Origin of the sequence: Variovorax flavidus, assembly GCF_030317145.1 — a bacterium.
GTDB lineage: Bacteria > Pseudomonadota > Gammaproteobacteria > Burkholderiales > Burkholderiaceae_C > Variovorax > Variovorax flavidus.
Genome location: NZ_JASZYE010000002.1, coordinates 163,985 through 185,473, shown reverse-complemented (window position 1 = coordinate 185,473; position 21,489 = coordinate 163,985). Strand labels below are relative to the sequence as shown.

Sequence of the window (21,489 nt, the reverse complement as noted above, 5' to 3'; positions counted from 1 at the left end):
TCACGACGCGAGCATGTAGCCCACGCCGCGCACCGTGTGCACCCGCTCGCCGCCGATCTTGCGGCGCAGGTTCGACACGTGGACCTCGATCGCCGCAAAGTCCAGCGGCTCGCCGAGCGGTTCGAGCTTCTTCGCGAGAACGCCCTTGGCGACCACCGAGCCCGGCTCGCGCGCCAGCTCCAGGAGCAGCCGGAATTCGCGCGGCGACAGGTCCAGCGGCACGCCGTGCAGCGAGGCGCGATGCCGGCGAGGCTCGATCGCCAGCGCGCCAAGGCTCCAGACTTCGCTGGCCTGCCGCGCCGAGCGGCGCAGCACGGCGCGGATGCGCGAGATCAGCTCCACCGTGGCAAAGGGCTTGATGACGAAATCGTCCGCACCGCCATCGAGCCCGGCCAGACGGTCCTCGACCGCGGAGCGTGCGGTGATCACGATCACTGGCAGCAGCGAGCCCTCGCGCCGCCAACGCCTGAGCAGGTCGAACCCGCTGCCGTCGGGCAAGGAGAGATCGAGCAGCACGCAATCGAAGACGCTGCCGTCGAGTTCGCGCGGCGCGTCGGCGGCCCGCCGGCGCCACTCGCTGCTGAGGCCGTCGACCTTCAGCGCGGCCTGCAAGGCGCGGCCCAGGTCGAGGTCGTCTTCGATCAGCAGGATGTGCACGCGGCGATTGTGCATGGCCAACCTTTGGCTTTGCCCAAGGTTGCCTCCCCCACAATTTCCGGAACAACACCGACTTGGAGAGGGAGACAGTCATGGGCTTGGCATCGCGTTGGATGGCCGTGGGGATGGCCTTGTCGGCAGTGTTGGCGCTCGGCGCCTGCGGCACTGCCCCCACCGATCTGGCGCTCGCCGCGGCGCAGCAGCAGGGCGAACTGCCGCCCCTGGTGCCGCTGCGGCGCTTCGTCGCGAACGTGGACTACGTCGACGGCCATGCGCTGTCGCCCGATGCGAGGAAGCTGCTCTGGGTGCAGGTCGTGGGCACCGACATCGGGCTGGCGGTGCGCCCCGCGGCCGACGCTGCCTCGACCGGCGGCGCCGGCGTCAGGACCTTTGCGACCGGCACCCTCGCACGGTCAGGCCCCACGTATTCATGGCTGGCCGACAGCCGCCATGTCGCCTACGTCAAGGACTTCTCCGGCGACGAGAACACGCAGATCTTCGTGGTCGACAGCGAACAGCCGGACGCCCGTCCCTGGGCCGTGACGCCCTGGCCCGGCGTGCGCTCGACCTACGTGGCGCGTGGTGCGGCGGGCAGCGCGCGCTTCTTCTTCACCGCCAATCGCCGCGACCGCGCGAGCATGGGTCTGTTCGAGGGCGACGCCGCGACGCGCACCGTGCGCGAGGTTGCGCGCAGCGAGGGCGAGGGCCATGTGCTCGCCTGGCTGATCGGCACCGACCGCCAGCTCGCCGGCCGCACCCGCCAGCTCGGCAACGCCGACGGTTCCGACGTCGCGATCGAGCTGAAGAATGCCGACGGCAGCTGGCGCGTGCTGCGGACCGTGAAGGCTTTCGACCTCTTCTGGCCGCAGCGCATCGATCTGGCCAACGGCAAGGTCTGGGCCATGACCAACATCGGCCGCGACAAGGCCGTGCTGGTGGAAGTCGACCTGGCCAGCGGCAGCGAGCGCGTGCTGGCCGAGGACGGCGAGGTCGATCTCGACAACGCCCAGTACCCGCCGATGCAGGGCGCGCCCTACGCCTATGCCATGGAGCCCGGGATGCCGCGCTTCATCTACCTCGATGCCGCGCTCGGCGCCGAGGTGGCCCAGGCGGTTCGGACCGCGCGCAGCCGCGGCTGGCTCGACAGCGAGCCCGTGCTCACGCGGCCGTCGAGCGTGGCCGAGGATTCACGGCAAATGGTGCTGCGCGCCGTGACCGGGGACGAAGCGGTGGAGATGCTGCTCGACCGCGACACGCAGCAGCTCACCCGCCTGACCCCGCCGCGCAGGCCCGACCCCGGGCTGTTCTCGCCGGTGGAGCCGTTCGCCTTCAAGGCGTCGGACGGCCTCACGGTGCACGGCTACGTGGTGCGACCGCGCGGGGTGAAAGGCCCGGCGCCGCTGGTCATCGACATCCATGGCGGGCCCTGGGGACGCGACCGCTGGCAGGCCGCCGGCTTCACCAACACGCAGATGCTCGCCAATCGCGGCTATGCGGTGCTGCACGTCAACTACCGCGGCTCGGCCGGCTACGGCCGCGCCTTCATGCTGGCCGGCGCGCACGAATACAACGGGCGCATGCAGGGCGACATCGCCGAGGCCGCGCAATGGGCCGTCGACCAGGGCATTGCCGACCCGAAGCGCATGGCAGTCTTCGGCGTCAGCTTCGGCGGCTTCTCGGTGCTGGCGCAGCTGATCCAGAAGCGGCACGACTACCGCTGCGGCATCGATGTGGTGGGCGTCGCCAACTGGCCGCGCGTGATCGAGAACTGGCCGCCGTTCTGGCGCAACCGGCACTTCTTCGCGATGACCTACGGCGATGTCGGCAACCCCGCCGAGCGGGCGGAGATGCTCGCCAACTCGCCGATCTCGCAGATCGACCGCATCACGGCGCCGCTGCTGGTGATCCACGGCAGCAACGACATTCGCGTGCTGCGCCAGGATTCCGACGACGTGGTGGCCGAACTGCGGCGGCTCGGCCGGCCGGTGCAGTACATGACTTTCGCGGACGAAGGCCACAACGTGCGCAAGTGGCGCAACCGGCTCGCGCTGTGGCGGGAGGTGGAAGACACGCTGGCGAGCTGCCTGGGCGGGCGCAGCAACGGCTTTGATTTCTATCAGTTGATGCCGCGGTGAGGGCGGCGGAGCACGCGCCGCTAAGTTCCTGCTGCCGCCCGCGAGGCTTCCAGGTGCTGGCGCGCCCTTTCGGCCAGCGCCATTTCCCCCGGCGTGCCGGGCGTGAAGGCATCGACCGGCAGCGAGCGCCCGTGCGAATCGACCGAGACGAAGACGACCAGGCATTCGGTGGTCTTCTGCATCTCGCCACCCTTCATGTCGCCGCTGCGCACCTCGACGGAGATGTTCATGCTGCTGTTGCCGGTGTAGGCGAGCCGGGCCTCGACCTCGACGAGGTCGCCGATCATGATCGGGCGGTGGAAGCGGATGCTGCCGATGAAGACCGTCACGCAGTAGCGCTTGGACCAGCTGGTCGCGCAGGCGTAGCCGGCTTCGTCGATCCACTTCATGACGGTGCCGCCGTGGACCTTGCCCCCGAAATTGACGGTGCTGGGTTCGGCAAGAAAGCGCAAGGTGATAGAGGACATGAGGTGCCTGGGCGTGGAGTTGATCGGAGGGCGCCCTTGCCGATTATGCGAGCGCCGCGGCGCTCTTTGGCCCAAAGAGTTGCGCCACGGTGCGCCGCAGCCAGGCATTGCCCGCGTCCGCATGGAAGCGCTCGTGCCAATGCTGCTTGACGGCGTAGGGCGGCAGCGTGAAGGGCGTATCCAGCAGCCGGACCGGCTCCTGCGTCGCCAGCACCTCGCCGAGGATGCGCGGCACGATCACGATCAGCTCGGTCTGCGCCACGATGCGCGCCACGCTCAGGAAGCTCGACAGCCGAGCCACCACGTCGCGCTCGATCCCCAGCCGCGTGATCGTCTTGTCGACGATGGCGTGGCCGGTGCCCGAGGACGAGATCACCGCATGCGCCTCGGCCTCGAAGCGCTTGCGCGTGAGCCGGGCGCCGATGCGGGGATGGTTCTGTGCCACCAGGCAGACGAAGTTCTGCATGAAGAGTGTCTGCTGGTAGAAGCCCGCGTCGAGCTGCGGCATGAAGCCCACCGCCAGGTCGACCTCGCCGTCTTCCAGCCGGCGGCCGCTGTCGGTCGAGATGATCTCGGTCTCGATGTGCACGCCCGGCGCCACGCGCCGCAGGTGGTCGAGCAGGCCCGGCAGCAGCACCACCTCGCTGATGTCGGTCATGCAGATGCGGAAGTTGCGCCGCGCCTCGCCCGGATCGAAGCCGCCGCGGCTGCCGCGCGCCTGGTCGAGTTGCAGGAGCACCTCGCGCACGTGGACGACCAGACGCTGGGCGTAGGGCGTGGGCTGCATGCCCTGCGCGGTGCGGGCGAACAGCCGGTCGTCGAAATGCGCGCGCAGCTTGTTCAGCATGGTGCTGGCCGCCGCCTGCGCCATGCCGAGGCGGTCGGCCGCCTTGGAGACGCTGGCGGTCTTGTAGACCTCGTCGAACACGGCGAGCCATTCGAGATCGAGCTTGGACATGGAGACTTCCCGGGAATGCGGCAGACCCCATTATCGAAAAACGATATTCCAGGTATTGGATGCAGGTCTTGAACAAATAGTGGGGTCGTCCAACAATCTGTCTCATCGGCGGCCCACCGCCAGGAGACAAGCCCCATGAGCACCGCCCCGCAAGCCGCGCGCACCGACGCCGCCGAACGCCGCGCCTACTACGAGCGCATTCGCCCGCTGAATCTCACCCCGCTGTGGGAATCGCTCCACGCCCTGGTGCCGCGCGAGCCCCAGACGCCCTGCGTGCCGGCGCTGTGGCGCTACGACGAGATCCGTCCGCTGCTGATGGAGTCGGCCGAGCTCATCACCGCCGAGGAGGCCGTGCGCCGCGTGCTGGTGCTGGAGAACCCGGCCATCCCGGGCCGCTCGTCGATCACGCAGTCGCTCTACGCCGGGCTGCAGCTCATCATGCCGGGCGAAGTCGCGCCCTCGCACCGCCACGTGCAGTCCGCGCTGCGCTTCATCGTCGACGGCAAGGGCGCCTACACCACGGTGGCAGGCGAGCGCACCACCATGTACCCTGGCGACTTCATCATCACGCCGTCCTGGGCCTGGCATGACCATGGCAACGAGGGCATCGAGGGCGTGAGCGAGCCGGTGGTGTGGCTCGATGGCCTCGACATCCCGATGCTGCGCTTCTTCGATGCCGGCTTCGCCGAGAACGACGACGCGAAGGTCCAGCACGTTGCGCGGCCCGAAGGCCACAGCCTGGCGCGCTTTGGCCACAACATGGTGCCCGTGCGGCACGACCACAGCACGCCGACCTCGCCGATCTTCAACTACCCCTATGCGCGCAGCCGCGAGGCGCTCACCCAGTTGCAGAAGCAGGAAGCGCCCGACGCCTGGCTCGGCCACAAGCTGCGCTACATCAACCCGCTGACGGGCGGCTCGCCGATGCCGACCATCGGCACCCACCTGCAACTGCTCCCCGCAGGCTTCGCCGGCAAGACGCACCGTGCGACCGATGGCGCCATCTACAGCGTGGTCGAAGGCCGTGGCGTCGCGGAGATCGCCGGAAAGCGCTTTGCCTTCGGGCCGCGCGACACCTTCGTGGTCCCGTCGTGGGCGCCGCTGCGCCTGTCGGCGAGCGAAGAGACGGTGCTGTTCAGTTTCTCGGACCGCCCGGTGCAACAGGCCATGGGCGTGCTGCGCGAAGCCTTTCTCAACGAGGGTTGAACGGTCGCCGCCGCTGGCGGGCCGCCCTCCTGTTTTTCTTGATCAATGTGCCGCATGCCGCGGCAGGAGTCCTCATGTCTTTCGTCGTTTCCCCTCCGGCCGTCGTCGGCCTGCCCGTGGCCGGCTCGGCCGACCTGTTCCCCGTTCGCCGCGTCTACTGCGTGGGCCGCAACTATGCGGCACATGCCCGCGAGATGGGCTTCGATCCCGACCGCGAGCCGCCCTTCTTCTTCTGCAAGCCGAACGACGACGCCTCGATCGTGCCGGTGCCTGCGGGCAAGGCCGCGAGCATTCCCTACCCGGGGCAGACCGCCAACTACCACTACGAGGCCGAACTGGTCGTCTTGATCGGCAAGGGCGGCCGCGACATCGCGGTCGATGACGCCGCGAGTCACATCTACGGCTATGCGGTCGGCCTCGACATGACCCGCCGCGACCTGCAGATGAAGATGCGCGAGCAAGGCCGTCCGTGGGAGATCGGCAAGGCCTTCGACTTCTCCGCGCCGGTCGGCGTGGTGCGTCCGCGCTCGGCGATGGGCGAGATGCAGGATGGCGAGATCGTGCTCGAAGTCGACGGCGAAGTCCGCCAGAAGAGCAACATCCGCAACCTGATCTGGTCGGTGAGCGAAGTCATCGCCAACCTGTCGACGTTGTTCGCGCTGCAGCCCGGCGACCTGATCTTCACCGGCACGCCCGAAGGCGTCGGCGCGGTGAAAAGCGGCCAGACGATGAGCGTGCGCATCGACGGGCTGGAGTCGATTTCCGTACGCGTCGACTGACAGCTCCCCTGGAGGCAAGACCATGAGCACGACATCCAACGCAAAACCCACCGTGCTGCTGGTGGGCGGCGGCATCGGCGGCATGGCCGCCGCGCTGGCGCTCGCACGGCTCGGCATCTCGGTCGACCTACTGGAGCAGAGCGCCGCCATCGGCGAGATCGGCGCCGGCCTGCAGCTCGGGCCCAATGCCTTCGCGGCGCTGGATGCGCTGGGCGTCGGCGAGGCGGTGCGGCGCGGGTCTGTCTTCACCGACCGGCTCGTGATGATGGACGCCGTCGATTGCAGCGAGGTCGCTTCGGTGCCCGTCGGCGAGGCCTTCCGCGCGCGCTTTCGCAATCCCTATGCGGTGAGCCATCGCGCCGACCTGCACGGCGCGATCCACGAGGCGGTCAAGGATCATCCGCTGATCCGCTTCCACACCTCGGCGCAGGTGGAAGCGCTGGATATCGGTGCGCGCGGCGTGACCGCCGTCACGCGCGATGGCCGGCGCTTCAGCGCGGATGCCATCGTCGGCTGCGACGGCGTCAAGTCGGTGGTCCGCTCGAAGCTGATCGGCGACGCGCCGCGCGTGTCGGGCCACGTGGTGTACCGCGCCGTGGTGCCGGCCGCCGACATGCCGGAGGACCTGCGCTGGAATGCGCCCGTGGTCTGGGCCGGCCCCAACTGCCACCTCGTGCACTACCCGCTGCGCCACGGCGAGCAATACAACCTGGTCGTGACCTTCCACAGCCGCGACCGCGAAGAGTGGGGCGTGAGCGACGGCAGCAAGAAGGAGGTGCTGTCGTACTTCGAGGGCGTGCACGCACGGCCACGCCAGTTGCTGGACCGGCCGACCTCGTGGCGCCGCTGGAGCACCGCCGACCGCGACCCGGTGGCGAACTGGAGCGCAGGCCCCGCCACGCTGCTGGGCGACGCGGCCCATCCGATGATGCAGTACCTCGCGCAAGGCGCCTGCATGGCGCTGGAGGATGCGGTGACGCTGGGCAAGGCTGTCGAGGCCTGCGATTTCGACCTGCCGGCCGCCTTCCAGCTGTATGCCGCGGCCCGCATTCCACGGACGGCGCGGGTCGTGCTGTCGGTGCGCGAGATGGGCCGCCTCTATCACGCGAAGGGGGTCGAGCGGCTGGTCCGCAACAGCCTCTGGACCGGTCGCTCGCCGGAGCGTTTCTACGACGCGGTCGAGTGGCTTTATGCGTGGAACCCCGAGCAGTGCCTGGCCGACGCGCGCCCGCCAACCGCCTGATACTTCGCATCCCCATCCAACCACTGGAGACAAGCCCTTCATGAAATCCATCCTTTCGCTGATTGCCGGCACCGCCGCGGCACTCCTGGCCGCGACCGCCTCCGCGCAATCGCCGGCCGCCGACTTCCCGAGCAAGCCCGTCACCATCGTCACGCCCTTCGCCGCCGGCAGCGGGCCCGACGCGGTGCTGCGCCTGGTTTCGGACAAGCTGGGCCGGCTGTGGAATCAGCGCGTGCTGGTGGACAACAAGCCGGGCGGCGGCGGCTTCATCGCCATCGAGCAGGTGCGCCGCGCGGCGCCCGATGGCTACACGCTGCTGCAGCTCGACAGCGAGCACATCGCGGCCCTGCCGCATCTCTACAAGTCGCGGAACTTCGTGACCTTGCAGCACTTCGATCCGGTGGCGTCGCTCTTCCGCACGCCCTTCTTCGTCGCGGTGCCGACGGACTCGAAGTGGAAGAACATGACGGACCTCATCGCCTCGGCGAAGGAGAAGGCGGGCCAGGTCAGCTACGGCTCGTGGGGCGTCGGCAGCCCGGGCCATCTCGGCGGGCAGCAGCTCGAAGCGCTGACCGGCACGCACATGCAGCACGTGCCCTATCGCGAGGTGTCGCAGCTGTTCGCCAACGTCGGTTCGGGCGAGGTGCAATGGAGCTTCGCGAGCATTCCGTCGAGCCAGGGCATCTACAAGGCAGGCAAGCTGCGCTACATCGCCATCGCGGCGCCCAAGCGCATTCCGCAGATGCCGGACGTGCCCACCATGGCCGAGGCGGGCGGCCCGGCCAGCCTGGAAGTCAACTCCTTCGTGTCGCTGCTCACGCCCAAGGGCGTGTCGCCCGCCATCAAGGCGCGGATCAATGCCGACGTCGCCAAGGTCATCGCCGATCCCGAGATCCGTGCGCGCTTCGACACCTTCGCGTTCGAGCCGCTGGCGTGGTCGCCGGAAGAGATCGAGCGCAATGCCGAGGCCAAGTCGAAGATTTATGGCGAGCTGGTGCGCCGGGGCAACATCAGTCTGGATTGATCCTTTGACGTCTTGTTACAGGCGGGGCTTATCCTTCGTTTCCTTATCTGCCTTTTCCTGTATTACTTTTTTATGCACGCCTCCAAGAGAGCTCTCCTGATTGCCGCCTGCGGATTGGCCGCGGGCTCGTTGCCACTCGCCGCTTCGGCGCAAGGCGCCGCATGGCCCACCAAGCCCGTGCGGCTCATCGTCGGCTTCCCCGGCGGGTCGACGCCCGACATCGCCGCGCGCACCATCGCCGAGCCGTTGGCCAAGGCCCTCGGCCAGCCGGTGGTGGTCGACAACAAGCCGGGCGCGTCCGGCAACATCGCGGCCGATCAGGTGGCCAAGGCGACGGACGATCACACCATCGGGATCGTCATCAACGGCAACCTGACCTCGTCGAAGATGCTGTACCCCAAGCTGCCCTACGACCCGGCGAAGGACTTCACCTACCTGTCGCTGATCGCCACGGCGCCGCTGGTGCTGGTGTCGCAAAGCAGCTTGCCCACCGGCGCGGCCTTCTTCGACGCCGCGCGCAAGGGCGGCGACAAGTGGAGCTACGGCTCCGTGGGCGTCGGCTCGGTCGGCCACCTGGGCATGGAACTGCTCAAGAGCCGCGTGCCGGGCCTGAAGGCCGAGCACGTGCCCTACCAGGGCAATCCGCAGGTGATGACCGACCTGATCGGCAACCAGATCCAGATGGCGCTCATTCCGCCGGGCGTGGCGCTGCCGCAGATCAAGGCAGGCAAGGTCAAGGCCGTCGGCCTCACGAGCGGCCGCAGCACGCTGGCGCCGGACGTCGCGCCGCTGTCGGATGCCGGTGTGCGCGATTTCAGCCTCGAGGTGTGGACGGCGCTGCTCGGCCCCGCGAACCTCTCGAAGACCGCGCAGGACCGCATCTCGAAGGAACTCGCAGTCATCATGAAGTCGCCGGAAGTGCGCCAGAAGCTGTTCGAGCAAGGCTGGCAGGCGGTGGGGACTTCGCCGGACGGGATGCGTGCGCGCGTCAAGGAAGAGTCGGCGATCATGAGCAAGATCATTTCCACGAACGGCATCAAACTGCAGTAGCTCGCCCCCCAGGCTTGCTCACTTCGTGTAGCCGCCTCCCCCCTGCCGGGGGCAACACCGGCGGCCCGGCTGAGCCGGTTCCGCGGTGTTTTCCGAAGGGCAGGGTTCCTTGGAACCGTTGATATGAATTCGATCCTTCGTGAACCGGCGCGTGATCTGCCGGTCTTTGGCGAGTACGACGTCGTCGTGGTTGGTGGCGGGCCTGCAGGCATCGCGGCCAGCGTGAGCGCGGCGCGCCATGGCGCGCGCACGCTGCTGGTGGAGCGCTACGGCTTTCTCGGCGGCATGGGTACGGCCGGTGGTGTCACCAACTTTGCCGGCCTGTACGGCAAGCGCAATGGCGAGATGACGCAACTCGTGCATGGCGTCGCGGACGACCTGCTTGCGCGCATCGACGCGCTGGGCGGGCTGAACAAGCCGCAGGACGGCATGCAAGGGCGCATCCGTGTGCGTTCCTACGACACCTCGGTCTACAAGTGCGCGGCCGACCAGTTGCTGCTCGATGCGGGCGTGGACCTGCTGTTCCACGCGTTTGCTGCAGCCGTCGTCATGGATGGCAGCCGCATCGCGGCGCTGGTGGTGGAGACGAAGTCGGGCCGCCAGGCGATCCGCGCGAACGCCTTCATCGACGGCAGCGGCGATGCCGATGTCGCGGCCTTTGCGGGCGTGCCTTTCGCGGTCGGCGACGGGCACGGCAGCGGGCTGTTTCCGTCGACCATGTTCCGCGTCGGCCATGTCGATGCGCCGCGCGCGCTGGCGGCGGTGGGCGAGTTCAAGGCCATCAACGACCTGATGGCGAAGGCGCGTGAGCGCGATCCGGAGGCCTACCGCTTCCCGCGCGAGGGCGCGATCCTGCGGCCGCAGATCGATCCGCGCGAATGGCGCGCCAACGTCACGCAGATCCGCAATGCCGAGGGCGGCGCGATGAACGGCGTCGACGCGCGCCAGCTCAGCGACGGCGAGATCGAGGGCCGCCGGCAGATCGGCGAGTACTTCCGCTTTCTCAAGGCGGAGGTGCCGGGCTTCGAGCAATCGGCGATCGTCGAGATCGCGCCGCAGGTCGGCATCCGCGAGACGCGGCGCATCGAAGGCCTCTATGCGCTGACGGGCGAGGACATTCTTTCGTCCGCCCGTTTCGACGACAGCATCGGGATCAATGCCTGGCCGATGGAGATGCATGCGGCGGGCAAGATCGAATGGGCTTTCCCGCGCGACGACCAGCGCACCTACAACCAGCTGCCCTGGCGCATGCTGGTGCCGCGCGGCGTCGACAACCTGCTGGTGGCCGGCCGCTGCGCGTCGATGACGCATGAGGGCCAGTCCGCGGCGCGGGCGAGCGGTGGCTGCTTCGTGATGGGGCAGGCCGCAGGCACCGCCGCGGCGACGCTGGGCAGCGGCAGCTTTGCCGCGGTCGACGTGCCGACGCTCCAGCGGAAGCTGGCTGCCGACGGCGCCGACCTCGACCGCTGATTTCGGCCGGGTGACAGCCGCGGGACAGCGCCGCGGCTGTCTCTTTGCTATCGTTGCAGGCTCTCCCAGCTGCCTGCGACCGTTTTTCCCCCGATGACTGATTCCGCCACCGCCGCCCGCCTCGTCGACGAACTCGTCGAACTGATGCGCCTTGAACCGCTGGGCAATGACCGCTTCCTGGCCCAGAGCGAGGACATCGGCACGCCGGCCGTGTTCGGCGGGCAGGTGCTGGGGCAGGCCCTGATGGCGGCCAGCCAGACTGTCGCCACGGACCGCCCGGCGCACTCGATGCACGCCTACTTCCTGCTGCCCGGCGAGCACGCGCCCATCGAATACGCGGTGGACCGCGTGCGCGACGGCCGCAGCTTCACCACACGGCACGTCGTGGCGCGGCAGGGCGAGCGCATCATCTTCGAGATGTCGGCATCGTTCCAGACGGTGGACGACGGCATCGACCATCAGCTGCCGATGCCCGAAGCGGCCGGCCCTGACGGCCTGCCGAGCGAACTGGACCAGCGCATCTCCCTCGGCGACCGCCTGCCCGAGCGCTGGCGCGTCAAGGGCCTGGTGCCGCACGGCATCGAGTACCGCCGCGTCGACCCCGACGATCTGCTGACGCCGGAACCGCGCCCCTCCGAGAGCGCGATCTGGATGCGCGCCATCGCGCCGCTGCCGGACGACCCCAACGTGCACCGCGCGCTGCTGGCCTACGCGTCGGACCACGGCCTGCTGCGTGCCGCGATGCTCCCGCACGGCCTGAGCTTCATGAGCGGCAAGGTGCGCCCCGCCAGCCTCGACCACGCGATGTGGTTCCACCGCGATTTCCGCATGGATGACTGGCTGCTCTACAGCCTCGACTCGCCGAGCGCGAGCGGCGCCCGCGGGCTGTGCCGCGGCAGCATCTTCACGCGCGACGGCCGGCTCGTGGCCTCAACGGCACAGGAAGGCATGTTGCGCATCCTGCGCGAGGGAAGCCCCTCGTCCAGCACCGGGGGCGCGGCGCCGATATAAGGGACGGCTCCATCCCTTCCGGCTGCCACCATGAGTGTCCTGTTCTCGCCCTACGCCCTCGGCCCGCTGCAGCTTCGCAACCGCATCGTCATCGCGCCGATGTGCCAGTACTCCGCCGAGAACGGCAACGCCGGCGACTGGCACATGATCCATCTGGGGCAGCTTGCGCTTTCCGGCGCCGGGTTGCTCATCATCGAGGCGACGGCCGTCGAGGAGACCGGACGCATCACCCCTGGCGACCTCGGCCTCTACTCCGACGACAACGAGGCGGCGCTCGCGCGAGTGCTGGCGGCCATCCGCCGCTATTCGCGCATCCCGGTGGCGATCCAGCTCGCGCATGCCGGTCGCAAGGCTTCGAGCCATGCACCGTGGGAAGGTGGCCAGTGCCTCTCGCCGGAGGAAGGTGCGTGGCAGACAGAGGCCCCATCCGCCCTCCCGCACGCGCCTGGGGAGCCGCCGCCCGTCGCCCTCGATGCCGAAGGCCTGTCGCGCGTCAAGGCCGCCTTCGTTCGCGCGGCGCAGCGGGCGGACGCGCTCGGCCTCGACGCGATCGAACTGCACGCGGCGCACGGCTACCTGCTGCATCAGTTTCTCTCGCCGATCTCGAACCAGCGCGACGACGCCTATGGCGGCTCGCCCGAGAACCGCATGCGCTTTCCGCTGGAAGTGTTCGACGCCGTGCGCGCGGCCGTGCCGGCGGGCATGCCCGTCGGCGTGCGCATCTCGGCCACCGACTGGGTCGACGGCGGATGGGACGCGGAGCAGAGCATCGCGTTCGGCAAGGCGCTCTCGCAGCGTGGCTGCAGCTTCGTTCACGTGTCGTCGGGCGGCGTGTCGCCGCTGCAGAAGATTCCCTTGTCGCCGGGCTACCAGGTGCCGCTGGCCGAGCGGATCAAGGCGGCGGTGGGCCTGCCGACCATCGCCGTGGGGCTCGTCACCGAGCCGGCACAGGCCGAGGCTATCGTCGCGGCCGGCCAGGCCGATCTGGTTGCATTGGCCCGCGCCATCCTGTTCGAGCCGCACTGGCCCTGGCGGGCTGCTGCCGAACTGGGCGCGCAGGTCGAGGCGCCGCAGCAATACTGGCGCTCCCAGCCTCGCGAACTGAAGGCGCTGTTCGGCGACGCCCGCATCGGGCAGCGCTGAACGCGTCGCGCGTCAACCCCGGAAAGGGTTGGCCGTGGCAAACCACAGGCCGATGCCGGTCGCGATGATGAAGGCGCCGTCGGTCACGCCCGCGATCAGGAAGAACAGCGTCTGCAGCGTGTCCTTGAGTTCCGGCTGCCGTGCCGTGCCTTCGAGAAGCTTCGACCCGACGATGCCGATGCCGATGCAGGAGCCCACGGCGGCGATGCCGATGAGAAGCGCGACGGCGAGGGGGAGGATGTCGAAACCTGAGGTCATGGTGCTCTTTCGTGGCCTGGGAAGTTCGGCCTGGTGGCTGCCGGCGCCGCCCTGGCTCCGGCTTGCATCCAATGTCGTCGAGCACCTGCGCGGCGTCGATGACCTCGCAGGTCATGGCCGGGCAGCGGCGCCGCCGTCTCAGCCCGGCAGCAGCCGCTTCAGGTAGCGCCCGGTGTGGCTCGCCTCGTTTGCCGCGATGTCCTCGGGCGTGCCGACGCCCACCACCGTGCCGCCGCCGGCGCCGCCTTCCGGCCCCATGTCGATCAGCCAGTCGGCGGTCTTGATCACGTCGAGGTTGTGCTCGATCACCACGATGGTGTTGCCCGCGTCTCGCAGCTGGTGCAGCACCTTCAACAGCAGCTCGATGTCCGCGAAGTGCAGGCCGGTGGTCGGCTCGTCGAGGATGTAGAGCGTGCGTCCGGTGTCGCGCTTGCTGAGTTCGAGCGCGAGCTTCACCCGCTGCGCCTCGCCGCCCGACAGCGTGGTCGCGGCCTGGCCCAGCTTGATGTAGCTGAGGCCGACGTCGAGCAGGGTGCGCAGCTTGCGCTCGATGGTCGGCACGGCCTTGAGGAAGTCGTGCGCGGTCTCCACCGTCATGTCGAGGATCTGCGCGATGTTGCGGCCCTTGTATTGCACCTCCAGCGTCTCGCGGTTGTAGCGCTGGCCGTGGCACACCTCGCAGGGGACGTACACGTCGGGCAGGAAGTGCATCTCGACCTTCACGACGCCGTCGCCCTGGCAGGCCTCGCAGCGCCCGCCCGCGACGTTGAAGCTGAAGCGCCCCGGTCCGTAGCCGCGCTCGCGGGCCGTGTTGGTCTCGGCCATCAGCTCGCGGATCGGGGTGAAGAGGCCGGTGTAGGTCGCGGGGTTGCTGCGCGGCGTGCGGCCGATTGGCGACTGGTCGACGTTGATGACCTTGTCGAAGTACTCGATGCCTTCGATCGCCTCGTGTGCGGCGGGCTCTTCGTGCGCGCGATAGAGCGTGCGCGCCACCGCGGCGTAGAGCGTGTCGTTGACCAGCGTGGACTTGCCCGATCCCGAGACGCCGGTCACGCAGGTCAGCAAGCCGACCGGGAAGGCCACGTCCACGTTCTTGAGGTTGTTGCCCGACGCGCCGATCACGCGGATTTCCTGCAGGTCCGTTTGCGACGCCAGGTGTGCAGCTTCGCGCGCGGCACGCCGCTCCGCCGCGGGGCTTTGTGGAAAGCGCGACGGCTTCTTGCCCTCGTTGAACGCCGGCTTGGCGACCACCGGCAGCCATGGCGTGCGGCGTTGAGGCACCGCGATCTTCTTGGTGCCCGAGAGGTATTGGCCCGTCAGCGACTCAGGGCTGGCAGCGACCTGCTCGTAGGTGCCCTGCGCCATCACGCGCCCGCCGTGCACGCCGGCGCCGGGGCCCATGTCGATCACGTGGTCGGCCGCGTGGATCATGTCCTCGTCGTGCTCGACCACGATCACACTGTTGCCGATGTCGCGCAGATGCTTGAGCGTGCCGATGAGGCGGTCGTTGTCGCGCTGGTGCAGGCCGATGCTGGGCTCGTCGAGCACGTACATCACACCCGTGAGGCCGGACCCGATCTGCGAGGCGAGGCGAATGCGCTGCGCCTCGCCGCCGGACAGGGTCTCGGCGCTGCGGTCCAGGCTCAGGTAGTTGAGGCCGACGTCGTTCAGGAACTTGAGCCGCAGGCCGATCTCGCGCACCACCTTGTCGGCGATCTCGGCTTTGGCGCCACGCAGGTGCAGCTTCTGGAAGTAGGCGAAGCTCTCGCGCAGCGTGGCGCGGCTGATCTCGTAGATCGCGATGCGCTGCGGCTCGGGTCCGGTGTCGTCGACCAGGAACACGTTGCGCGCCTCGCGGCGCAGGCGCGAGCCTTCGCAGTCGGGGCAGGGCTGCATGTTGCGAAAGCGCGAGAGGTCCTCGCGCACCATCGCCGAGTCGGTCTCGCGATAGCGCCGCGCCATGTTCGGGATGATCCCCTCGAAGGGATGCTTGCGCGTCAGCTTCTTGCCCGCCTGCTGGCCGCTGTCCATCACGTAGGTGAACTTGATCTCTTCCGACGCCGAGCCGTGCAGCACGGTCTGCTGGACGGAGGCGGGCAGCTCCTCGAAGGGCTTGTCGATGTCGAACTTGTAGTGCTTCGCCACGCTCTCCAGCATGCTGAAGTAGTAGCCGTTGCGCCGGTCCCAGCCCTTGACCGCACCACTCGCGAGGCTCAGCGACGGAAACGCGACCACGCGCGCCGGGTCGAAGAACTCGCGGTGGCCGAGGCCGTCGCAGCTCGGGCATGCGCCCACGGGCGAGTTGAAGGAGAACAGCCTGGGCTCCAGCTCGGCCAGCGAGTAGTGGCAGATCGGGCAGGCGAACTTGGCATTGAAGAGGTGCTCGCGCGCCGGTTTCGGCGCGGGCGCCGATTCAGGCTCGCTCGCAGGTGCATCCATTTCGAGCGCGATAGCGCGGCCGTCGGCCAGCCGCAGCGCGGCCTCGAAGCTTTCGGCCAGTCGCTGCTGCATGTCGGGCCGTGCGCGCAGGCGGTCGATGACCACGTCGATGTCGTGCTTCTCGGTCTTCTTGAGCTTGGGCAGGTCGTTGTATTCGTAGGTCTGGCCGTCGACCCGGAAGCGGATGTAGCCCTGCGCCTGCATCTCGGCGAAGAGTTCGAGGAACTCGCCCTTCTTCTCGCGCGCCACCGGCGCCAGGATCATGAGGCGCGGCTCGTTGGGAATGGCAAGCACCGCGTCGACCATCTGGCTCACCGTCTGCGCCTGCAGGGGCAGGTGGTGGTCGGGGCAGTAGGGCGTGCCGGCCCGGGCGTAGAGCAGCCGCAGGTAGTCGTGGATCTCGGTCACCGTGCCCACGGTCGAACGCGGGTTGTGGCTGGTGGCCTTCTGCTCGATGCTGATCGCGGGCGACAGGCCCTCGATCACATCGACGTCCGGCTTGTCCATCAGTTGCAGGAACTGCCGCGCATAGGCCGAGAGGCTCTCGACGTAGCGGCGCTGGCCTTCGGCATAGAGCGTGTCGAAGGCCAGGCTGGATTTTCCCGAGCCCGACAGGCCGGTGATCACCACCAGCTTGTTGCGCGGAATGTCGAGATCGACGTTCTTGAGGTTGTGCGTGCGCGCGCCGCGAATGCTGATGCGTTGCTGCGCGAGCACGGCGCCGAGGTAGGCGTCATCGGAGGGTGAATTCACGGGCGGTCGGTCCTGGGCAACCGGACATGATAAGTCCCCGGCGGTTTCCGGGCCTGCGAGAGGAATCGTCGGGTGCCTGAGCGCCCTCGGCGTCGGGCACCGAAGAGGCTGCGCCGCTGCAATTCAATCTCGAAATGAGGAATATTCTCGAATGATTCCTCGGAAAAATCTGAAAAGGTCCCCTGACAGGGTGGGCCTCCACACGCCGCCGCTATGCTTCGGCGCCTGCGAGTCATGCCTTGCATCCACACGGGAGCCGCGTCCATGTCAAAGGGCTCGGCCAGAAGGTTCGGAAACGGACCAGACACCTTTTGTGGAACGCACGGCGTGCTTCTGTTTTTCAACCCAGGGATACAACATGCACTCAGTCGTTCTCGTCGATGATCATCCGGCCATTCGGCTGGCCGTCCGCTCTGCGTTGGAGGCCACCGGCGATTTCAATGTCGTGGCCGAAGCGGCCGATGGCCCGTCGGCGCTCGCCACCATCCGCGAACACCAGCCCGATCTGGTGATCCTCGATGTCGACCTGCCGCGCCTGAACGGCCTCGACGTGATCGAGCGCGTGCGAAAGCTCCAGCGTGAAACCAAGCTGCTCGTGCTGTCGGGTCAGCAAGAGTCGATCTTTGGTGCTCGCGCCGTGAAGGCCGGCGCCAATGCCTTCATCAGCAAGACGGAAGACCTCGATCGCGTGGTGCAGGCCTCCTACACCGTGCTGGCGGGCTACAGCATGTTCGCGACCTCCGTGCTGAAGGACCAGGCCAGCCTGGGGGACGGCAAGCCGGGGACCTTGATCAAGAGTCTCTCCGATCGCGAATTGACCGTCCTGCAATACCTGGCCCGCGGCCTGAGCAACAAGGAAATTGCCGACACGCTGCTCATCAGCAACAAGACCATCAGCGGCTACAAGACGCGGATCTTTGAAAAGCTGAGCATCTCCACGCTCGTGGAACTGGTCGATTTTTCGCGAGCCCATCATCTGGTTACATGAGCGATCGTGCCATTTCCAGGAGTCTGCTCTGAACTTGAACCTCCGGTTGACAAGGGAGGATGTTCAGTCTGATAGTCCCTGGAGCCTTGGAGCCGGGTGGGCTTTGTGCGCACGACGGTCTTCGGAAAAGCTTCAAAAGGACGATCGGATCGTGACGTTGCGCTTGATCATTGCTGACGACCATCCCTTCATTCGCGCCGGCGTCAGGATGCTTCTCGAAGGCGATAGCGGCTTGGCCGTCGTCGCTGAAGCCGACTCGCCGGAGCAGGTGTTGTCGACACTGCGCGAAACGCCCGCCGACTTGCTCATCACCGATTTTTCGATGCCGGGCGGTCAGGCGGCGGATGGTCTGGGCTTGCTTCAACGCATACGCCGCGACCATCCCCATCTCCCGATCATCGTGCTGACGATGATCTCCAACGCGGCCGTGCACGGAACGATCCTGGAGACGGGTGTGCGCGGCCTGGTCGACAAGTCTGCCGGCATGACCGAGATTTCTCTCGCGATCCAGGCGGTGCAGCAAGGTCAGACCTACGTCAGCACGACCTTTCGGCAGACGCTGTTCGAAAGCGAGTTCAACCTGAAATCGGGCGAGGTCGCCAAGCTCTCGCCGCGCGAGGTCGAAGTGTTGCGCCTGTTCGCATCGGGGATGACGGTCACGGCCATTGCCGAGCGCCTGTCGCGCAGCATCAAGACGGTGAGCCGGCAAAAGTCGGACGCCATGGTCAAGCTGGGCCTGAAGAGCGATCTCGACATCTATACCTACGCCCGCGAGAACGGCATGATTTCCTGAGCCTCCAGGCTCAGGCGTGCGTACGCGTGAAATCCGAGGCGCGCCCCAGCACTGCCGACAGGTCTTTTCGTGCGGAACCGTAGAGCTCGCCGAGCTTGTCCTGCAGCCGGGCGTTGTCCGCGTCTTCCAGATGTTCGATCGCTCGCAAGCGCGTGACCGTGCCGGTCTCGCCGAGTTGGTGGCAGGCTGAACTCAACCTGTGCGCCAGCTGCCGCAGCGCTGCATGGTCGCCGGCTTCGAACGCCCGATCCATCGCCTTCACGTCCTCCGACGTGGCCGCGACGAAGATATCGACCAGCTTCGCTACCTTGCCGAGGTCGCCGCCGCACAGGTCGGCGAGGGCTTCGTAGGGGGGCTTCGGCTCCGCTTTCGAGGAGCCGGCGGTGCCCGGCGCGGCCCCGGCGGAATCTGGCGCCGGCGGTTCGGGCATGACATCGAGCAGCGTCTTGCGCAGGTCGGCGAGTTGCAGCGGCTTGGACAGGTAGGCGTCCATTCCGAGCGCGATGCAGCGTTCGGCTTCGCCTCGCAACGCGTTGGCGGTCAGCGCGACGATCGGCAGCCTCGGCAGTCCCAGCCTGGCTTCGCGATCGCGCAGGCGTTGCGTCAGTTCGTACCCATCGAGCCGCGGCATGTGGCAGTCCGTCAGCAGCATCGAATAGGACGCACCGGGGGCGCTGAGCCTCTCCCACGCCTGCTCGCCATCTTCCGCGCAGTCGCATTCGTAGCCGAGCTTGGCGAGCTGCCGGGTGATGACTTCGCGATTGATCGGATGGTCCTCGGCGAGCAGGACCTTCTGCGCCGGAGTCCGGGTCATTGCGAGCGCGTCTCCGGCCGCGGGCTTCACGCGGCTGGAGGCGGCAGGCTGGGCCGCCAGATGCCCATGCGCCGAGCCCGCGCCCGGAGTCCACGCATGCAGCGGCAAGGTCACTGCGAATCGGCTGCCCCGGTTCAGCTGGCTGTGGCAATCGATGCGACCCTGCATCAGGTCGACCAGTTGCTTGACGATGGTGAGCCCCAACCCGGTGCCGCCGTAGCGCCGGGTGGTGGCCACGTCGGCTTGTCGGAAGGGCTGGAAGAGCGACTTCGTCACGCGCGGGTCGATGCCGATGCCGGTGTCCTCCACCGCCAGCTCGAACTGCCTGTCCGAAATCCGGCGCGCCTCGACTTTGACGCCGCCCTGGTGGGTGAACTTGACCGCATTGCCGATGAGATTCGTGAGCACCTGCCGCAGGCGCACGGAATCGCCGACGATGAAGGGCGGAATCTGCGGATCGACCTGGAAGTCCAGCCGGATCCCCTTGCGACTCGTTTCCGGCGCCATCGTCGCGCACACGTCTTCGATGAGCCCGCCCAGCGACAGCGGCCGACGCTCCAGATCGAGCATGCGTGCTTCGATCTTCGAGAAGTCGAGGATGTCGTTGATGATCGTGAGCAGGGCGACCGATGATTCCCGGCTTCGCTGCAGCATGCTTCGCTGGTCGTCCGTCAGCGGCGTGTCGATGACGAGATCGATCATTCCCAGCACACCATTGAGCGGTGTGCGGACTTCGTGGCTCATCATCGCGAGGAAGTGCGCCTTGGCCTCCACGGCGGATCGCGCCTCTTCGGCCTTGGCCACGAGGTCGGCCTTCAGTTCTTCTTCCTTCGTGATGTCCTTGGCGATGCCCGTGAAGGAGACGGCGACGGTATCGCCGTGGCTGTCGACGTGCCTCGTCATGCTGCCTTGCGTGTCCAGGGTTCGGACCACGCCGTCACGGCTGCAGACGCGGAAATGGTCGCGGTATGCCGAGTGCCTGCGGCGATACGTCAGCTCGAGCCTTGCCGCCACGCGATCGCGGTCCTCAGGGTGCAGCATCGAGAGCAGATCGCGGTAGGTGACGGCGGAATCCTCGCCGAGCCCGAGAAATTCCCGGACCTTCGAGTCTGTGGTGAGGACGGTGTCGAGAAACGCGGAATCCGCCAGTCGCGCCCGCCTGGGCAACAGCGTGACCGATCGCCACACGCCGAGGCCGCCGATGCTCAGCGCCAACGCCAGGTTGTTGCGGGACAGTTCGAGTTCGGCGAGCGCCCGGTCGGCGCGCTGCTTCGCCTCGCTGAGTTCGAGTTCGCTGCGGCGACGCTCGGTGATGTCGCGATTGACGCCGATGAGGTAGTCGGAGCCTTCCCGCGCCCGGTCGACCGAGGAGAACCCCTCCACCCAGCGCTCCTCGCCGGATGGATGGATGACCCGGAACTCGTAGGCAGCGATTTCCTTCCGTGTGCGCACGACTTCGATGCGCGCCATGATGCCGCCGATGTCATCGGGATGAAGATTGGCGAAAGCCGCGGTCGCGTCATGAATGGTGTCGTCGAAGCCGAGGATCTCGCGAGCGCGTGGGTCGGCGCGAATCTCGCCCGTCGCCAGGTTCCATTCCCAGAAGCCCATGCGTGCCGCATCGAGCGCGATGCCAAGTCGGGTGTTGGCATCCTCCAGCTGGCGCTGGACCAGCCTCTGCTCCGTGACGTCGATCGCCACGCCGACGATGCCGAGAAGCTTTCCGCGGCGATCGTGGACCGGGCGCTTGCGCGTCTGGATGGTGCGGAGACTGCCATCCCCGCCGAACACGGCCTGCTGTTCGTACGTGTGGGCAACGCCCGACCCGAGGATTTCGCGGTCCTGCGACGCCAGGCGAGCATGGATTTCGGGGTCGAAGACTTCCTTGTCGGTCTTGCCCAGTACGGAGTGCACGTCGAGGTCGAACACCTTCTCGAACTCCGCATTCAGCGTCTGATACCGGAAATTGGTGTCCTTGAAGAAAACGACATGGGGTACCGCATCGACGATGGCCTGGAGTTCATCGTCCCGGCGCTGCACGCGGCGAGCCCGGGCGTACTGCAGAACCGCGAGGCTGACGATGCAGAGCGACCCGAGCGCCACCCAGAACCAGCTCAGCTCGATCGCCGACGGCTGCCCGACGAAGTAGCTCGCGACGCCGAGCAGGCAGGTCAGCGCCATGGTGCCGACACCGCCGTCGAGCGTCCGGATGATTCGACGGACCTTGGGGGTCATGGAAGCTCCGCGTCCGGTGGACAAATGCAACAACGAGACTAGTCGATCCTCGCTCTGGCCACCAGC

The 21,489-nt window shown here is 67.6% G+C and carries 17 protein-coding genes; 11 read left to right on the top strand and 6 right to left on the bottom strand.

From position 1 onward, the window contains the following. Nucleotides 1-657, bottom strand: coding sequence for a response regulator (locus QTH90_RS11495; RefSeq protein WP_286665403.1), 657 nt, complete (start codon nucleotides 655-657; stop codon nucleotides 1-3). Nucleotides 658-749: 92 nt separating this feature from the next. Between QTH90_RS11495 and QTH90_RS11490 the strand changes: the two genes are divergently transcribed. Next, nucleotides 750-2,792 (top strand): S9 family peptidase, encoded by a 2,043-nt coding sequence (locus tag QTH90_RS11490; protein WP_286664680.1) that lies wholly within the window; start codon nucleotides 750-752, stop codon nucleotides 2,790-2,792. 20 nt (nucleotides 2,793-2,812) lie between these two features. Here the strand turns inward: QTH90_RS11490 and QTH90_RS11485 are convergent, their stop codons facing one another. Continuing rightward, nucleotides 2,813-3,259 (bottom strand): acyl-CoA thioesterase, encoded by a 447-nt coding sequence (locus QTH90_RS11485; RefSeq protein ID WP_286600135.1) that lies wholly within the window; start codon nucleotides 3,257-3,259, stop codon nucleotides 2,813-2,815. A gap of 43 nt (nucleotides 3,260-3,302) precedes the next feature. Beyond that, nucleotides 3,303-4,217 carry a LysR family transcriptional regulator gene (locus QTH90_RS11480; RefSeq protein WP_286664679.1) on the bottom strand — a complete coding sequence of 305 codons (915 nt, stop codon included), beginning with the start codon at nucleotides 4,215-4,217 and terminating at the stop codon, nucleotides 3,303-3,305. A 135-nt stretch (nucleotides 4,218-4,352) separates the two neighbouring features. Between QTH90_RS11480 and gtdA the strand changes: the two genes are divergently transcribed. The 8 genes from gtdA to QTH90_RS11440 all read left to right on the top strand — a co-directional run bounded on the left by gtdA (nucleotide 4,353) and on the right by QTH90_RS11440 (nucleotide 13,143). Continuing rightward, on the top strand, nucleotides 4,353-5,423 hold the full coding sequence (gene gtdA, locus QTH90_RS11475; protein WP_286664678.1) for a gentisate 1,2-dioxygenase: 1,071 nt from the start codon (nucleotides 4,353-4,355) through the stop codon (nucleotides 5,421-5,423). A 74-nt stretch (nucleotides 5,424-5,497) separates the two neighbouring features. Next, nucleotides 5,498-6,202: a fumarylacetoacetate hydrolase family protein gene (locus tag QTH90_RS11470; protein WP_286664677.1), complete on the top strand. Its 705-nt coding sequence runs from the start codon at nucleotides 5,498-5,500 to the stop codon at nucleotides 6,200-6,202. A gap of 22 nt (nucleotides 6,203-6,224) precedes the next feature. Next, complete coding sequence (locus tag QTH90_RS11465) at nucleotides 6,225-7,445, top strand: 3-hydroxybenzoate 6-monooxygenase (protein WP_286664676.1); 1,221 nt, start codon at nucleotides 6,225-6,227, stop codon at nucleotides 7,443-7,445. 40 nt (nucleotides 7,446-7,485) lie between these two features. Beyond that, complete coding sequence (locus QTH90_RS11460) at nucleotides 7,486-8,469, top strand: Bug family tripartite tricarboxylate transporter substrate binding protein (protein WP_286664675.1); 984 nt, start codon at nucleotides 7,486-7,488, stop codon at nucleotides 8,467-8,469. Nucleotides 8,470-8,541: 72 nt separating this feature from the next. Beyond that, complete coding sequence (locus tag QTH90_RS11455; RefSeq protein ID WP_286664674.1) at nucleotides 8,542-9,519, top strand: Bug family tripartite tricarboxylate transporter substrate binding protein; 978 nt, start codon at nucleotides 8,542-8,544, stop codon at nucleotides 9,517-9,519. Nucleotides 9,520-9,642: 123 nt separating this feature from the next. Further along, on the top strand, nucleotides 9,643-10,989 hold the full coding sequence (locus QTH90_RS11450; protein ID WP_286664673.1) for an FAD-dependent oxidoreductase: 1,347 nt from the start codon (nucleotides 9,643-9,645) through the stop codon (nucleotides 10,987-10,989). A 93-nt stretch (nucleotides 10,990-11,082) separates the two neighbouring features. Continuing rightward, a complete protein-coding gene (locus QTH90_RS11445; RefSeq protein WP_286664672.1) occupies nucleotides 11,083-12,000 on the top strand; it encodes an acyl-CoA thioesterase in 918 nt (305 codons plus the stop codon). 30 nt (nucleotides 12,001-12,030) lie between these two features. Continuing rightward, on the top strand, nucleotides 12,031-13,143 hold the full coding sequence (locus tag QTH90_RS11440; RefSeq protein WP_286664671.1) for an NADH:flavin oxidoreductase/NADH oxidase: 1,113 nt from the start codon (nucleotides 12,031-12,033) through the stop codon (nucleotides 13,141-13,143). Between the two features lie 12 nt (nucleotides 13,144-13,155). Here the strand turns inward: QTH90_RS11440 and atpE are convergent, their stop codons facing one another. Together atpE and uvrA are read right to left on the bottom strand one after the other, a co-directional pair. Continuing rightward, entirely contained in the window at nucleotides 13,156-13,401 is a 246-nt protein-coding gene (gene atpE, locus QTH90_RS11435; RefSeq protein ID WP_286568941.1) for a F0F1 ATP synthase subunit C, read from the bottom strand. A 138-nt stretch (nucleotides 13,402-13,539) separates the two neighbouring features. Next, complete coding sequence (gene uvrA, locus QTH90_RS11430; RefSeq protein WP_286664670.1) at nucleotides 13,540-16,593, bottom strand: excinuclease ABC subunit UvrA; 3,054 nt, start codon at nucleotides 16,591-16,593, stop codon at nucleotides 13,540-13,542. Nucleotides 16,594-16,951: 358 nt separating this feature from the next. Between uvrA and QTH90_RS11425 the strand changes: the two genes are divergently transcribed. Together QTH90_RS11425 and QTH90_RS11420 are read left to right on the top strand one after the other, a co-directional pair. Next, a complete protein-coding gene (locus QTH90_RS11425; protein WP_286664669.1) occupies nucleotides 16,952-17,581 on the top strand; it encodes a response regulator in 630 nt (209 codons plus the stop codon). 151 nt (nucleotides 17,582-17,732) lie between these two features. After that, nucleotides 17,733-18,374, top strand: coding sequence for a response regulator (locus QTH90_RS11420; RefSeq protein WP_286664668.1), 642 nt, complete (start codon nucleotides 17,733-17,735; stop codon nucleotides 18,372-18,374). A gap of 10 nt (nucleotides 18,375-18,384) precedes the next feature. Here QTH90_RS11420 and QTH90_RS11415 read toward each other — a convergent pair whose 3' ends face one another. Further along, nucleotides 18,385-21,423: a PAS domain-containing hybrid sensor histidine kinase/response regulator gene (locus QTH90_RS11415; RefSeq protein ID WP_286664667.1), complete on the bottom strand. Its 3,039-nt coding sequence runs from the start codon at nucleotides 21,421-21,423 to the stop codon at nucleotides 18,385-18,387. Nucleotides 21,424-21,489: the final 66 nt, after the last annotated feature.

What these genes read in the sequence shown, in the direction of transcription:
- QTH90_RS11470 (WP_286664677.1), top strand. Translation starts at nt 5,498, where the DNA reads ATGTCTTTCGTCGTTTCCCCTCCGGCCGTCGTCGGCCTGCCCGTGGCC.
- atpE (WP_286568941.1), bottom strand. Translation starts at nt 13,401, where the DNA reads ATGACCTCAGGTTTCGACATCCTCCCCCTCGCCGTCGCGCTTCTCATC.
- QTH90_RS11465 (WP_286664676.1), top strand. Translation starts at nt 6,225, where the DNA reads ATGAGCACGACATCCAACGCAAAACCCACCGTGCTGCTGGTGGGCGGC.
- QTH90_RS11490 (WP_286664680.1), top strand. Translation starts at nt 750, where the DNA reads ATGGGCTTGGCATCGCGTTGGATGGCCGTGGGGATGGCCTTGTCGGCA.
- QTH90_RS11450 (WP_286664673.1), top strand. Translation starts at nt 9,643, where the DNA reads ATGAATTCGATCCTTCGTGAACCGGCGCGTGATCTGCCGGTCTTTGGC.
- gtdA (WP_286664678.1), top strand. Translation starts at nt 4,353, where the DNA reads ATGAGCACCGCCCCGCAAGCCGCGCGCACCGACGCCGCCGAACGCCGC.
- QTH90_RS11480 (WP_286664679.1), bottom strand. Translation starts at nt 4,217, where the DNA reads ATGTCCAAGCTCGATCTCGAATGGCTCGCCGTGTTCGACGAGGTCTAC.
- QTH90_RS11425 (WP_286664669.1), top strand. Translation starts at nt 16,952, where the DNA reads ATGCACTCAGTCGTTCTCGTCGATGATCATCCGGCCATTCGGCTGGCC.
- QTH90_RS11440 (WP_286664671.1), top strand. Translation starts at nt 12,031, where the DNA reads ATGAGTGTCCTGTTCTCGCCCTACGCCCTCGGCCCGCTGCAGCTTCGC.
- QTH90_RS11485 (WP_286600135.1), bottom strand. Translation starts at nt 3,259, where the DNA reads ATGTCCTCTATCACCTTGCGCTTTCTTGCCGAACCCAGCACCGTCAAT.
- QTH90_RS11445 (WP_286664672.1), top strand. Translation starts at nt 11,083, where the DNA reads ATGACTGATTCCGCCACCGCCGCCCGCCTCGTCGACGAACTCGTCGAA.
- QTH90_RS11415 (WP_286664667.1), bottom strand. Translation starts at nt 21,423, where the DNA reads ATGACCCCCAAGGTCCGTCGAATCATCCGGACGCTCGACGGCGGTGTC.
- QTH90_RS11460 (WP_286664675.1), top strand. Translation starts at nt 7,486, where the DNA reads ATGAAATCCATCCTTTCGCTGATTGCCGGCACCGCCGCGGCACTCCTG.
- QTH90_RS11455 (WP_286664674.1), top strand. Translation starts at nt 8,542, where the DNA reads ATGCACGCCTCCAAGAGAGCTCTCCTGATTGCCGCCTGCGGATTGGCC.